The organism is Achromobacter sp. MFA1 R4 (assembly GCF_900156745.1).
Lineage (GTDB): Bacteria > Pseudomonadota > Gammaproteobacteria > Burkholderiales > Burkholderiaceae_B > Achromobacter.
The window spans coordinates 4,502,047-4,515,123 of the sequence record NZ_LT707065.1; the positions used below are offsets into that span (position 1 = coordinate 4,502,047).

At 68.1% G+C, this 13,077-nt stretch carries 15 protein-coding genes; 7 read left to right on the forward strand and 8 right to left on the reverse strand.

Annotated features, from left to right (window positions below; all coding sequences use genetic code 11):
- Nucleotides 1-8: 8 nt before the first annotated feature.
- Complete coding sequence (locus tag BXA00_RS20640; RefSeq protein WP_076520291.1) at nucleotides 9-524, reverse strand: DUF2271 domain-containing protein; 516 nt, start codon at nucleotides 522-524, stop codon at nucleotides 9-11.
- A gap of 27 nt (nucleotides 525-551) precedes the next feature.
- Nucleotides 552-1,178, reverse strand: a complete 627-nt coding sequence (locus tag BXA00_RS20645) for a PepSY-associated TM helix domain-containing protein (RefSeq protein WP_076520292.1) — start codon at nucleotides 1,176-1,178, stop codon at nucleotides 552-554.
- A 200-nt stretch (nucleotides 1,179-1,378) separates the two neighbouring features.
- Here BXA00_RS20645 and BXA00_RS20650 point away from each other — a divergent pair, with 200 nt between their 5' ends.
- Together BXA00_RS20650 and crcB are read left to right on the forward strand one after the other, a co-directional pair.
- Nucleotides 1,379-1,933 carry an HdeD family acid-resistance protein gene (locus tag BXA00_RS20650; protein WP_076520293.1) on the forward strand — a complete coding sequence of 185 codons (555 nt, stop codon included), beginning with the start codon at nucleotides 1,379-1,381 and terminating at the stop codon, nucleotides 1,931-1,933.
- Between the two features lie 5 nt (nucleotides 1,934-1,938).
- Nucleotides 1,939-2,331, forward strand: a complete 393-nt coding sequence (gene crcB, locus BXA00_RS20655; RefSeq protein ID WP_076522037.1) for a fluoride efflux transporter CrcB — start codon at nucleotides 1,939-1,941, stop codon at nucleotides 2,329-2,331.
- A 10-nt stretch (nucleotides 2,332-2,341) separates the two neighbouring features.
- Here the strand turns inward: crcB and BXA00_RS20660 are convergent, their stop codons facing one another.
- From BXA00_RS20660 to BXA00_RS20670, 3 genes are all read right to left on the reverse strand, one after another.
- Nucleotides 2,342-3,130, reverse strand: coding sequence for a GntR family transcriptional regulator (locus tag BXA00_RS20660; RefSeq protein ID WP_076520294.1), 789 nt, complete (start codon nucleotides 3,128-3,130; stop codon nucleotides 2,342-2,344).
- Between the two features lie 25 nt (nucleotides 3,131-3,155).
- Complete coding sequence (locus BXA00_RS20665) at nucleotides 3,156-4,121, reverse strand: tripartite tricarboxylate transporter substrate binding protein (protein ID WP_076520295.1); 966 nt, start codon at nucleotides 4,119-4,121, stop codon at nucleotides 3,156-3,158.
- An 80-nt stretch (nucleotides 4,122-4,201) separates the two neighbouring features.
- The gene (locus BXA00_RS20670; protein WP_076520296.1) at nucleotides 4,202-5,083 is read right to left on the reverse strand and encodes a LysR family transcriptional regulator; all 882 of its coding nucleotides are present in this window, start codon (nucleotides 5,081-5,083) and stop codon (nucleotides 4,202-4,204) included.
- 85 nt (nucleotides 5,084-5,168) lie between these two features.
- Between BXA00_RS20670 and BXA00_RS20675 the strand changes: the two genes are divergently transcribed.
- From BXA00_RS20675 to BXA00_RS20695, 5 genes are all read left to right on the forward strand, one after another.
- Nucleotides 5,169-6,014, forward strand: a complete 846-nt coding sequence (locus tag BXA00_RS20675; RefSeq protein ID WP_076520297.1) for a CoA ester lyase — start codon at nucleotides 5,169-5,171, stop codon at nucleotides 6,012-6,014.
- A gap of 105 nt (nucleotides 6,015-6,119) precedes the next feature.
- Nucleotides 6,120-7,349 carry a CaiB/BaiF CoA transferase family protein gene (locus tag BXA00_RS20680; protein ID WP_369825580.1) on the forward strand — a complete coding sequence of 410 codons (1,230 nt, stop codon included), beginning with the start codon at nucleotides 6,120-6,122 and terminating at the stop codon, nucleotides 7,347-7,349.
- A gap of 52 nt (nucleotides 7,350-7,401) precedes the next feature.
- Nucleotides 7,402-8,406, forward strand: coding sequence for a cyclase family protein (locus BXA00_RS20685; RefSeq protein WP_076520298.1), 1,005 nt, complete (start codon nucleotides 7,402-7,404; stop codon nucleotides 8,404-8,406).
- A 73-nt stretch (nucleotides 8,407-8,479) separates the two neighbouring features.
- Nucleotides 8,480-9,466, forward strand: coding sequence for a tripartite tricarboxylate transporter substrate binding protein (locus BXA00_RS20690; RefSeq protein ID WP_076520299.1), 987 nt, complete (start codon nucleotides 8,480-8,482; stop codon nucleotides 9,464-9,466).
- Between the two features lie 78 nt (nucleotides 9,467-9,544).
- Nucleotides 9,545-10,000, forward strand: coding sequence for a carboxymuconolactone decarboxylase family protein (locus tag BXA00_RS20695; protein ID WP_076520300.1), 456 nt, complete (start codon nucleotides 9,545-9,547; stop codon nucleotides 9,998-10,000).
- 21 nt (nucleotides 10,001-10,021) lie between these two features.
- On the opposite strand, the gene hpnE is transcribed toward BXA00_RS20695, so the two are convergent.
- Genes hpnE through hpnC form a run of 3 tightly spaced genes read right to left on the reverse strand, consistent with a single transcriptional unit; the run spans nucleotide 10,022 to nucleotide 13,048 of the window.
- Nucleotides 10,022-11,344 (reverse strand): hydroxysqualene dehydroxylase HpnE, encoded by a 1,323-nt coding sequence (hpnE, locus tag BXA00_RS20700; RefSeq protein WP_076520301.1) that lies wholly within the window; start codon nucleotides 11,342-11,344, stop codon nucleotides 10,022-10,024.
- Nucleotides 11,341-12,204 (reverse strand): presqualene diphosphate synthase HpnD, encoded by an 864-nt coding sequence (hpnD, locus tag BXA00_RS20705; RefSeq protein WP_076520302.1) that lies wholly within the window; start codon nucleotides 12,202-12,204, stop codon nucleotides 11,341-11,343. The genes hpnE and hpnD overlap by 4 nt, the downstream gene beginning before the upstream one ends.
- 13 nt (nucleotides 12,205-12,217) lie before the next feature.
- Entirely contained in the window at nucleotides 12,218-13,048 is an 831-nt protein-coding gene (gene hpnC, locus BXA00_RS20710) for a squalene synthase HpnC (protein WP_076520303.1), read from the reverse strand.
- Nucleotides 13,049-13,077: the final 29 nt, after the last annotated feature.

Consider the following 13,077-nt stretch of genomic DNA (forward strand, 5'->3'; position numbering starts at 1 on the left):
GGACGTGATCAGGGTTTGAGGTCGAGCGCGACCGCGCCCAGTTCGTGTTCGCCGCGCGCCGTCAAGTGCTCGGCCTTTTGCGGCGGCCACTGGAAGGGGATGCGCAGCAGCTCGCGGCCGCCGACTTCGCGCGCCGCTTCCACCACCAGGGCATACTGCCCGGGCTTGAGCTGTGACAGCGGCTTGCTGGCCGCGTCAAAGGACAGCGCGTGCTTGCCCACGGGCTTGGTCGCGCCGCTGACGCCGTCCACCGGGAATTGCTGGTTGCGTCCGCTGCGGCGCCACCATTGGCGCATGTCCTTGAGCCATTCGGTGCCTTCGTTGTTCTTCTTGGCCACGTCATACCAGACGGCCAGATCGGTGGCGACGCTCTGGTCGGGGTTCTCGATCCAGATCGCCACGTAGGGGCGGTGGTATTCGGCCACGTCCAGGCGCGGCACCTCGATGGACAGGCCGATGTCGGCCGCATGGGCCGTCCGGGCGATCAGGCCGGCCAAGAGGGCCGGCAACAGCAGCTTGCGCATGGAAATCTCCAGGGCGTATCGATGGAATCAATGGATGAACAGCAGGGCCAGCACCAGCGGAATCACCAGGCCCAGCCCCACCATGGGCCAGGTCGCGCTGCGGTTGCCGGCGTGCATCTTGAGCAGCACCAGTCCGGTCAGCGAAAACACCAGACAGGCGACGGCGAACACGTCCAGGAACCAGCGCCAGGCCAGGCCCGTGTTGCGGCCCTTGTGCAGGTCGTTCAGGTAGGAAATCCAGCCGCGGTCGGTGCGTTCGTATTCCACGTCGCCGCTGGCGCGGTCGATGGACAGCCAGGCGTCGCCGCCCGCGCGGGGCAGGGAAAGGTAGACCTCGTCGGGCGACCACTCGGCGGATCTTCCAGCGGTGGAAGCGTCCAGCGCCTCGTCCAGCCACTCGGCCACGGGCGCGGGCAGCGGCGCCTGTTTTTGCGCGGGCGCCGCGGCAAGCTGGTTCAGGATGGCGTCAGGCAGACGGGCCTGGCGGCTGGTCACCACCGCCTTCGATTCGATGAGCGAGGCATTGTTCAGGGTGAGCCCCGTCACGGCGAACAGCAGCATCCCCAACAGACAGAGCGCAGAGCTGATCCAGTGCCACTGATGCAGTGTCTTGAGCCAGTAGGCGCGGCGGCGAGGAACGGATTGGGTGTCCATGGGATATCGGTCGGGAAGCGGCGGATTCTAGCATTTAATGAGAATTACTCTTAAAAAAGCCGGGCTGCCGCGCGCGCGGAAATTTCAATCGATTTCGGGCGAGAACGACGGCCTGGCGCGGCGCCGCGGCGCATGCGGCGTGCGCCGGCATCCTTTCCGGGGCTAAGATAGGCCACCCTTTGCAAACACCGGAGGTCGTCATGCTGCAACAGCAAGTGGTGGATCAGATCGGTCGTCATTGGGGATGGGTGGCGCTTCGCGGCGTCGTCGCCATCCTGTTCGGTTTCATGGCCATGTTCATGCCGGCCATCACCTTGTCGGCGCTGGTGCTGGTGTGGGGCGCGTTTGCGCTGGTGGATGGCGTGCTGGCGCTGATCGCGGGGTTTCGCATCCGCGACAACGGCAAGCCGCTTTGGGCGCTGATCGTCGTGGGCCTGCTGGGCGTGGCGGCGGGGATCGTCACCTTCCTGTGGCCCGGGCTCACCGCGCTGATCCTGCTCTACATCATCGCCGTCTGGGCCGTGGTGGCGGGCGTGTTCCAGATCATCGCCGCCGTGCGCTTTCGCAAGGCCATCCGCAACGAATGGCTGCTTGGCCTGGCGGGCCTGGTGTCGGTCGCCTTTGGCGCCATGCTCATCATGCAGCCCGGCGCCGGGGCGCTGGCGCTGGTGTGGGTGATTGGCATCTACGCCGTTTTTTTCGGCATACTCCTGCTGGTCTTTTCCCTGCGTCTCAAACAACACGGCGCCACCTGATGTCCATGTCTGCCTATCAAACGCTGGTACCCCTGAATTTCCTGGCCGTGGGCCTGGGCGCGATGCTGGGCGCCTGGTCCCGCTGGCTGCTCGGCCTTTGGCTCAATGTCGGCTCCTGGCCCTGGGGCACGCTGGCGGTGAATCTGGTGGGCGGCTATCTGATCGGGGTGGCGCTGGCCCTGGTGGCCGGTCATCCCGAATGGCCCGCCTGGGTGCGGCTGGGGGCGATCACGGGGTTCATGGGCGGACTGACCACGTTCTCCACCTTCTCGGCGGAAACCGTGGCGATGCTGGAACGCGGCGCCTACGCCAGCGCCGTGGGGTATGCCGGCTTCAGCCTGGCCGGCTCGCTGGCGCTGACGGCGGCGGGCCTGGCCACCGTCAGTCTGCTGCGCTAGGCGCTCCAGCTCACTTCTCGCCCTCGGGCGCCGGGGACGCCGCGGGCAGCCAGGTGGGCTGGCCGGGCATGTCGTGCGCCTGCATGTCCATGCGGTATTCGTAGCGGTCGGGGCGGTAGCGGGCGTGCAGCCATTCGACCGGCCGCCCGGATTCATCGCGCACCACGCGATGCAGACTGAGCAGGGCCGATCCCACCGGCACGTCCAGCAGCTCGGCCACGCCGGGCTCGGCCAGCACGGCCGACATCGATTGCTCGGCGCGCGCCACGTGCACGCCCAGATCGCGGAAGATGGCCAGCAGCGGCTTGGAACCGAGATCCTCGCGGCGGATGCGCCGCCCGATGTCGTCCGGCACGAACGTGGTCAGGCAGGAAAACGGCTGCCCTTCGTGGCTGCGCACCCGCACGGCGCGCTGGACGGGGGCGCCCACCGCCAGCTCCAGCCGCGCCGCCACCTGCGGCGTGGCGGGCGTGGTCTCCAGTTCCAGCAGCCGCACCTGGGTGTGCATCCCCATGCGGGCCAGATGCGCCATGAGGGCGTCGATTCCCGCGCCATGCTGCGCGGCGGGAAACTGCGCGGGCTGGGCGGCGAACGTGCCGCGCCCCTGGCGGCGCTCGATCAGCCCGTCGGCCGCCAGCGCATCCAGCGAGCGTCTGATCGTCAGGCGCGACACGCCGTATTCGGCCGCCAGCGCGTTCTCGCCCGGCATGGCCCTGTCCGGGGCGAACCCGCCGGCCTCCAGCCGTTGCTTGAGCAGCAGATAGACCTTGTGATAAAGCGGCAATGGGCTGTCGGACACGGCTTGGGGGCTCCTGGAAGCAAGGTCAGTCGGCCGTCGCGCCGGTGAATTTGACGATCTCGGCATAGCGTTCGATGTCCTGCCGCACGAAAGCGTCCAGTTCTTCCGGACTGCTGCTCACCGCGCTGGCGGCCTCGCGTTCGAGAAGCTGGCGAAATGCGGGGGTGTCGACCGCCTTGCGCGCCGCGGCATTGAGCGTCGCCAGTTTATCGGCCGGCAGCTTGGCCGGCCCGAAGAGCGCGAACCACGCATTCGATTCAAAGCCCTTGATCGTGTCGCCGATCGGCGGCACGCCGGGGAACTGGGGCAGCGCCTGCGGGCTGCTCACGCCCAGCGCCCGCAGCGCGCCGCTCTTGATGTGCGGCAGGGCATTGAGCGAACTGGCGAACATCATGTCCACCTGGCCGCCCAGCAGGTCGGTGATGGCGGGCGCCGTGCCCTTGTACGGCACGTTCAGGATATCCAGGCCCGCCATCATCTTCATGCGCTCGCCGGCCATGTGCAGCGAGGACCCGATGGCGCCCAGCGCCATAGTGTGCTTGCCGGGGCTGGCCTTCACCAGCGACACGAACTCCGGCATGGTGCGGGCCGGGAAGTCCTTGCGTACGACCAGGACGCTGGGCACGTTGGCCAGCATGCTGATGGGCGTGAAATCCGCCACGGGATCGAACGGCAGGTTGCGGTACAGCGTGGCGTTGATGGAAAAACTGGTGAAGGTGACCAGCAGCGTGTTGCCGTCGGGATTGCTCTTGGCGACGTAGTCGGCGGCAATGTTGCCGCCCGCGCCGGGCTTGTTTTCCACCACCACCGGCCGCTTCAAGTCCACCGCCATGTGCTGGGCGATGCTGCGGGCGACGGTGTCGGTGGTGCCGCCCGGGGGCGCGCCCACGACCAGCCTGATGGCGTCGCCCTGCGCGAGGGCGGGGGTAAGGGGCATGGCCAGCGCAGCCAGCAGCGCGCAGCCCGCGGCGATCCGAAGTCGTCCCGACATGGTTGTCTCCTGATATGTTGTATTGAGGACAATACAAGTATAGGGAAGGCGGGCAAAAGGCGATACGCCGGCGGCGCAAATTACCGGGCCGCCGCGGCGTACTGCGCCATGGCGATGTCGCGGAACGCCTGGATCAGGGCCAGTCGCGGCGATCCCCGGGACCAGATCAGGCCGAAGCGGCGCGGCTCGCAATGCACGGGCAGCGGCAGCGCCAGCAGGCCCAGCCGTTCAATCGCGCCGGTGGTCGACCTGGGCAGGATCGCCACGCCCAGGTCGCGGCTCACCATCATGGCAATGGATTCGATCGCGTTCAGTTCAAAGCGGTCGTGCGGCGTGATGCCGACGCGCCGCAGATAGTCCTCGACGTGGCGTCCGCTCCAGTCGCTGCGCCGATAGCGGATGAAGGGCTCGCCGGTCAGCAGGCTGTGCGCGTCGCGGCCTGCATGGCGCGGCGCCGCCGCCAGCACGTAGGTTTCCTCGCGCAGCAGTTGCCAGCCGAGGCTCTTGGACAGGGGGTAGGGGGCTTCAAGCGCGATGGCCGCATCCAGTTCGCCGCTTTCGATGGCCGGATAGAAGCGCGCCGAATGCCCGGGCTGGATTTCCACGCTGATCAGCGGATGCCGCCGCACCAGGTGTTCCAGGATGGCGGGCACCATGGAGTTGAGCGCCGTGCTGCCCGCGCCCAGCCGCAGTTCTCCCATCATTTCGTCGGATCGGGCCAGATGCCGGATCTTTTCGATCCTCTCCAGGACCTCGCGCATGGGGCCGATCAGTTCGGTTGCCTTGGCGGTCAGGTGCACCGTGCGCCCGGCCCGCGCGACCAGGGGTACGCCCAGTTCCTGCTCCAGCTTGCGCACCTGCTGGGCCACCGCGCCGTGCGTGAGGCCCAGCCGGCGGGCAGCCTGCGCCATGGAGCCGTATTGGGCGACCGCGGCCAGCGTGTTCAGAAAGTCGGTGTTCATGATGATAGATATTCTATCTTCTTATCGTATGGCGGCTTTCCCCTGGGACGCCTGCTCCGCGACACAATGCGCCCAGGAGACATCAATGAGAAGCAAGCTTTTTGTTCCGGCATCGCGCCCGGAACTGTTCGATAAAGCCATGGCCAGCGAGGCCGATGCGTTGTCCTTCGATCTGGAGGACGCCGTCGCGCCGGCGCGCAAGCAAGCGGCGCGCGACGCTCTGGCCGCGTGGCTCGCCTCGCCCGCCTTCGAGGCCGGGCAGGCTCGACATGCCAAGAAAATTATCGTCCGCGTGAACGCCGACGACTCGCCCCATTTTGCCGGCGATTTGCAGGCCCTGGGCGGACTGCCCATCGACATGATCAATCTGCCCAAGGTCGAGCACGCCGACGCGCTGCAGGCATCGGTCGATCAGGCCATCGCGGCGGGCTTTGCGGGTGAATTCCTGGTCACGGTCGAAACGCCGCGCGCGCTCGCCCGGGCAGCCGAGCTGGCCGAGGCGCATCCGCGGGTGGCCGGCCTGCAATTGGGGCTGGCCGACCTGTTCGAGCCGCTCGGCGTCGACCGCTACCAGCCCGAGACGCTGCGGGCGGTGATGCTGTCGCTGCGCCTGGGCGCGGGTTGCGCCGGCAAGTACGCGATGGACGCCGCCTATGCCCGCGTGGGCGATGCCGAAGGCTTTCGCGCCGAGTCGCGGCTGGCGCGCTCGCTCGGCTTTCTGGGCAAATCCTGCGTGCATCCCAGCCAGATCGCCATTGCCAACGAGGTGTTCGGCTTTGACGCCGACGAGGTGGAGCAGGCGCGGCGGATCGTGGCCGCCAGCCGCCGGCACGAGGGCGTGGGCGCCTTTCTGCTGGACGGAAAGATGATCGATGCCCCCTTCGTGCGCCGTGCCGAGGACGTGCTGCGCGCGGTCGGCGCGGCAGCCTGAAACGCGCGGGCTCTGGCGCTGCCTTGCGCGTCAACGGCGCGACTCAACGTCACGCCGCAACGTCACGCCTCAATATCCCGCCCCAAACAAGTTCAAGTGAATGCCATGATGGAACACGACACCCCACCGCACCTGCCGCTGGCCGGCATCAAAGTCCTGGACCTGAGCGCCTACATCGCAGGGCCCTACGGCTGCGCGCTGCTGGGCGACATGGGCGCGGAAGTGATCAAGGTGGAGCCGCCCGAAGGCGACAACCTGCGCAAGTACCCCTCCACGCTGGCGGCCGAAAGCCGCGCCTTCCTGGGCATCAACCGCAACAAGCAGGGTATCTGCCTGAACCTGAAAGACGCGGCCGGGTACGAGGTGCTCGTGCGCCTGGCGCGCGAGGCCGACGTGCTGGTCCACAATTTCAGGCCCGGCGTGCCGGAGCGGCTGAAGATCGACTTTGCCACGCTCTCGGCCATCAATCCGCGCCTGGTGTATTGCGCCATGACGGGCTATGGGGCGGCGGGGCCGATGGCGCGCCACGCCGGCTACGACCAGGTGCTGCAATCCATGACCGGGATGTGCGCCGCGCAGGCCAAGGCCGATGGACCGCCCGAAGTGCTGTACGGGTCGGTCGTCGACTACTACGGCGCCTCGCTGATCTCCAATAGCGTGTCGGCCGCGCTGTACCGGCGCGAGAAGACCGGACGGGGCCAGGCCATCGAGGTGTCGCTGCTGGGCAGCGCCCTTGCGATGCAGTCGGCGCGGCTGGTGTGGGCCGACGGCGAGCCGCGCCACATCGAGCGGGACATGCGCTCGGGCGGCATCACCGGCATTCATCCGACCCGCGAGGGGCACCTGTACCTGTCCGCGAATACGCCGCACTTCTGGCGCGCCCTGTGCGGCCATCTGGATCTGCCCGAACTTGCCGACCATCCCGATTACGACACCGTGAAAAAGCGCGCGGCCCAGGCGGCGGTGCTGGTGCCGATGGTGCGGCAGGCGCTGGCGCGCGCGTCGGCGCGCGAGTGGGCGGAGCGTTTCGGACAGAGCGTGCCTTGCGCGGAAGTGATGCGCGTCGAAGACATGTTCGACCATCCGCAGGTGCTGGCGATGGGACATCTGCGTCCTTACCGCAGCACGCAGGCCGGCGGGTATCTGGGGCTGGCGCAGTGGGCCCGGTTCGACGCGGGCGACTGCGAGCCGTCATCCGGCGGCGGGCAGGACGTGGCGGCCGCGCCCGGCCGGGGCGCGCCGGCCCTGGGCGAACATAGTCGAGAAATACTGTCCACGCTGGGATACACCGAGGATGAAATCGCACAACTGCTGCAATCGGCCGTGGTGCAATAGCCCGCAACAATAAGTAAAGCAATCGTCCGAGCCGGACGAGGAGACAAGAACCATGCGTCAAGCGCAACGATACGTTCAGCGGCCAGAGGGCTCGAACTGGGGAGAATTCGGGCACGACGACCAGCTCGGCACGCTCAATTACCTGGACCGCCAGGCGCGCCTGGCGGCCGTGGCCGAGATCCGGGAGGGCATTTCGTTTTCCTTGAGCCTGCCGCTGACGGTGCCGCGCGCGCCCGTGCTCAACCCGCGCCGCAAGGGCCCGGTCATCCAGCCCGCTCAGAAGAATGGCGTCCCGGTTTACCGCTATTGCCTCGGGCGCGACGTACCCGGCGCCACCGACGTGGTGAGCGACGACGCCGTCACGCTGTCGCCGCAGTATTCGACGCAATGGGACGCGCTGGGCCACGTCGGCGCAATGGTCGACGTGCTGGGCGCCGGGCAGGCGCAACCGACGGGCTACAACGGCTTCACGGTCAGCGAGGCGCGGGCGGAAAACTTCGCCGGCACGCGCGACCTGTCGATTGAACCGATGGCGCGCCACGGCATCCAGGGTCGCGGCGTCATGGTGGACCTGCGGGCCCGCTACGGCGACGCGCAGCGCAAGGTCTCCTACCGCGACCTGATGGACACGATGCAAGCCGACGGCGTGCAGGTCCGGCCCGGCGATGTGCTGTGCCTGCACACGGGGCTGGCCGATCTGGCGCTGACGCTGGGCGACGACGAGCAGGAGTTGCTCAAGACCCGCTGCTGCGTGCTGGACGGCGCCGACCCGGAACTGCTCGCGTGGATCACGCGCAGCCGCATCGCGGCCATCGCGGCCGACAACCATGCGGTCGAATTGCGCAATCACCACCTGCAGGGCGCCAGCGGGCCGTTGCTGCCCCTGCACGAACACTGCCTGTTCAAGCTGGGGCTGCCGCTGGGCGAGCTCTGGCATCTGACCCCGCTGGCGCAATGGCTGCGCCAGCACCACCGACACGCTTTTTTCCTGACCGCGGCGCCAATGTACGTGCCGGGGCTGGTGGGCGCGCCGGTCAACCCCATCGCGACCGTCTGAATCCTGCGGACGGATCGCGTCACGATCCCTGATCGACCTGAACATCCCCACAGGGGAGACGAGAGGAGCACACATGAAAAAAACCCGTCACGCGGCCGTTGCCGCACTGCGTCCGCTGGCCGCCGCCATCGCCCTGGCCGGCGCATTCGGCGCGGCCCATGCCGCCGGCTATCCCGACCAGCCCATCACCTTGGTGGTGCCCTATTCGGCGGGCGGCGGCGCCGACAACGCCGCCCGCATCATTGCGCAGGGCATGGGCGAAGTCGCCGGCCAGAGCGTCGTGATCGAGAACAAGGGCGGGGCCAGCGGCGCCATCGGCGCGGCCTATGTGGCGCGCGCCAAGCCGGATGGCTACACGGTGCTCTACGATGCCTCGGCCTTCTCGATCAACCCCGCGCTGCGCAAGCTGCCGTACGACGCGAACAAGGACTTCATCCCGGTATCGCAGGCCGTCAGCGTGCCCAACATCCTGGTGGCCGCGCCGGGTTCGCCGTTCAACAACCTGGCTGACTTCATCAAGGCCGCGCGCGCCAACCCGGGCAAGTACACCTACGCGTCGTACGGTCCGGGCAGCCTGGCGCAGATGGCGGGCGAACTGCTCAAGAAGGATGCCGGCGTGGACATCGTGCACGTCCCCTACAAAGGCGGCGCGCCCGCCATCGTCGACGTGATGGGTGGCCAGGTCGACGTCTACTTCGCCAACGCGGCCTCCAGCCTGAACTATGTCAGCGGCGGCAAGCTGAAGGCGCTTGCCGTCTCGTCGGGCAAGCGCATGCCGGAACTGCCCAACGTCGCGACGGTGGGCGAGGGCGGCATCAAAAATTTCGACGTGGTTGAATGGAACGGCTTCTTCCTGCCGGCTGGCACCAGCCCGGAGGTGGTGGCCAAACTGCAGGACCTGGTGCAGAAGGCGCTTGCGCGTCCGGACACCCGCGAGAAGCTCTCCAAGCTGGGGCTGACGCCCGTCGGCAGCAGCGCGGCGGATTTCGCGAAGTTCGTGTCCTCTGAACAGCAGCGCTGGGCGGAAGTCGTGAAAACCAATAGCATCACGGTGAACTGATCTTCGGGCGGGCAGCGGGGGCGGGCTTGGCGGCCCGCCTTCGCGCCCGCCTGGCCCCGTCGAAAGGAGATGCCTCGGATGAGCCGCAAAGACGATTTTGAGCGTGGCCTGGCCAACCGCCGCGCCGTGCTGGGCGATGAATGGGTCCAACGTTCGCTGGACCGCGCAACCGTGTTTACCGCCGACTACCAGAACATGATCACGCGCTACGCGTGGCACGACATCTGGAGCCGCCCGGGCTTGCCCCACAAGGCAAGGCGGATGATGGTGCTGGCCGTGACCCTGTCGCTGGGCCGCTGGGAAGAGTTCGAGCTGCACGTGCGCGCCGCGCTCACGGCGCCGGACGAATCGCGCCTGACTCCCGATGAACTCAAGGAAGTGCTGCTGCAGAACGCCATCTATGCAGGCGTGCCGGCGGCCAACACCGCCTTCAATCTGGCCCAGGCCATTTTGCGCGAGGTGGCGGCGCAGATCGGCTACGAGCTGGCTCCCGCGGATCCGCGCCAGGCCGATCTGTTCGCCGGACAGGACTGATCCTGCCTGGCGCGCGCCGCCTCAGTCCGCCCGCGGATTGAGCACGCGCGCGGCCTGCAGGCCGCTGCGCACCGCGCCTTCCAGCACACCGGGATAGCCCGTGTCGGTCCAGTCGCCGGCCAGCGCCAGCGTGGGCCACGGCGTGGTATTCAATGGCCGCGTCAGGCCGGGCACGGCCGCGAAGGTCGCGCGTTTTTCAATGAACAGTTCCGCTGCCGCGACCTCCGGCATCGGCGGCAGCCGCAGCGGGTGGGCAGCGGCCTGCTCGGCCACCTGGTCGATCAGGGCCTCGATCACCTGGCGCCGATTGCGCTCGCCCATGCCCACGGCGGCGCTGGCCACCACGGCCAGTTCCCCGGCCTTGGCGTTGCCGGCCAGCTGGGCGCGGTCGAACAGCCATTGGCCCGCATGGCCGCGGGCCGCGTCCTCGCGCAGCATCATCATGGGCTCGGGCAGGCGCCACGGATCCGCGAGGCGCACATTCAGCGTGGCGATGGGCAGGTAATCGAAGGCCTTGAGCGCATCGAGCAGGCCGGTGGCGCCGGCTTCGCGCAGCGGCGCGTCCAGCAGGCGCGCCGCGAATGTCGGCGGCACGGCCAGCACGGCGGCGTCAAAGCGTTCCTGGTTGATGTCGATGCCATGGACCGAGGGATGGAGCTGGCGCACCGTGCTGCCGTAGCGCATGGTGACCTGCCGCGCGGCCGCGTCCGGCCACAGCGCCGACAGGTCGGTGCAGGGCAGCAGCAGGTCGCTGTCCTCGCGCGCGCCGGCCAGGCTGTCGCGCAGCACACGGGCGAACAGCACGGCGCTGGCCGTGGCGATCGGCGTGTTCAGCGCGGCCAGGCACAGCGGTTCCCAGACCTGGCGGATCAGCAGGTCGGACTGCGCGTGATAGTGCAGCAGCTGCAGCACGGTCCAATCGCGCGGCGGCATCCAAGACATGGTCTTCAGGCCGCGCATCAGGCGCAGCATGGCCAGCCGGTCGGCCCAGGACAGGCCGCGCGCGCGCAGCACGGCCAGGGCCATGTGCAGGGGCGCCGGCACGCGCGGAGCGGACAGGTGGAAGCGCCCGTCCAGGCTGGCGAGCCGCAAGGGACGGCGCATCAGCAGCGCGTCCGGGTTGCGGCCCACGCGGCGCATCAGCGCCAGGGTTTCCTTGTAGGCGCCCGACAGCAGGTGCTGGCCGTTGTCCAGCGGCGCGTCGAAGTCGCCATGAAAGACGCGGCGCGCGCGCCCGCCGGGGGTGTGGCCGGCTTCGAACACCGTGACCTTGGCGCCGGCTTCGCGCAAGGCGACGCTGGCGGCCAGGCCGGCCCAGCCCGCGCCGATGACCGCGGCCTTCACCGGGCCAACCGGCGGACCAGTCCGCGTCCGCCGCCCACCCAGGTTTTCCAGGCAAGCCAGAGTTTGCGCAGGGGCGTGAGCGAAATGCGTTGGTGCAGCACCTGCCAGTTGTCGCGTTCGATCTCGTCGAGCAGCGCATGGTAGATGGCGGCCATCATGAGTCCGGGTCGCTGGGCGCGGCGGTCGGCCTCGGGCAGGTTGTTCATCGCTTCGCGGTACAGCTCGCGCGCGCGGTCGGCCTGGAATTTCATCAGCGCGCTGAAACGGTCGGAATACTCGCCGTTCAGGATGTCCGATGCCTTGACCTGGAACTGCTGCATGTCGTTGACCGGGATGTAGATGCGGCCCCGCCGCGCGTCGTCGCCCACATCGCGGATGATGTTGGTCATCTGGAACGCCAGGCCCAGTTTCTCGGCATACACCAGCGTCTTGGGATCCGAATAACCGAACACGCCGGCGGACAATTCGCCGACCACGCCGGCCGCATGCCAGCAATACTTGCGCAGGCCCGGCCAGTCCAGGTAGCGGGTCTGGTCCAGGTCCATTTCCATGCCGTCGATCACGGCCAGCAGGCGGTCGCGGGTGATCGAACAGCTTTCCAGGTGCGGTTGCAGCGCGCGCGTGACGGGATGGTCGGGCTTGCCGTCATACATCTGGTCGACCTGCGTGCGCCACCAGGCGAGCTTGATGCGCGCGAGGGACGGGTCGGTGCATTCGTCGACTACGTCGTCCACTTCGCGGCAGTATGCGTACAGGGCCGTGATGGCGCGCCGGCGATCGGGTGGCAGGAACAGGAAGGAATAGTAGAAGCTGGAGCCGCTTTTGGCGGCTTTCTCCTGGCAATACTCGTCAGGGGTCATTAGGCACGGCCTGTTACTTGATGGAGCGCCACAACATGATGGCCCAGTCTTTGGCGCCCAATTCGGGGCGATTCATGAAAACATCGTAGCCGCACGCCTCGATCCGCTCCAGGACGCGCAGCCCGCCTTGCACCACCATGCGCAGCTCCAGGCCGATGCGGCCCGGCAGGCGGCGCGCCAGCGGAGCGCCGAAGTGTAGCAGCGCGCGCGTGCGTTCGACCTCGAAGGCCATGAGCTCGCGCCATGCGGGCGTGAGGCGGCACGCGGCCAGGTCTTCGTCCGAGACGCCGTAACGGCGCAGGTCTTCCTGGGGCAGGTATACCCGGTGCTTGTGCCAGTCCACCCGCACGTCCTGCCAGAAGTTGACCTGCTGCAGCCCGGTGCAGATGGCGTCGGATTCGGCGATGTTCTGCGGGGTGCTGGCCTCGTAAAGGTGCAGCATCAGCCGGCCTACGGGGTTGGCCGACCGTGTGCAGTAATCCGCCAGGGCGGTGTAGTCCTCGTAGCGCTTGACGGCGATGTCCTGCTCGAAGGCGGACAGCAGGTCGTAGAAGGGCGTGATGGGAAGCTGGTGCCGGGCGATGGTCCGGGCCAGCGGCGCGAAGATGTCGGCCAGCGGGGGCAGCCCCGGGGCCGGCGGCGTGCCGGGTTCGGCGCCGATGCGGTGCAGCTCGGTGCGAAACGCCGCCAGTTGGGCAAGGCGCTCCTCGTCGGTCGCGCTGCCTTCGTCGGCGATGTCGTCCGCGGCGCGGGCGAACCGGTAGATATCGGTCACGGCGCCGCGCAGCCTGCGCGGCAGCAGCAGCGAGGCGACGGGAAAATTCTCGTAGTGATCGATGGACATGGACAGAAGCCTGTTGACAGAACTAGGTC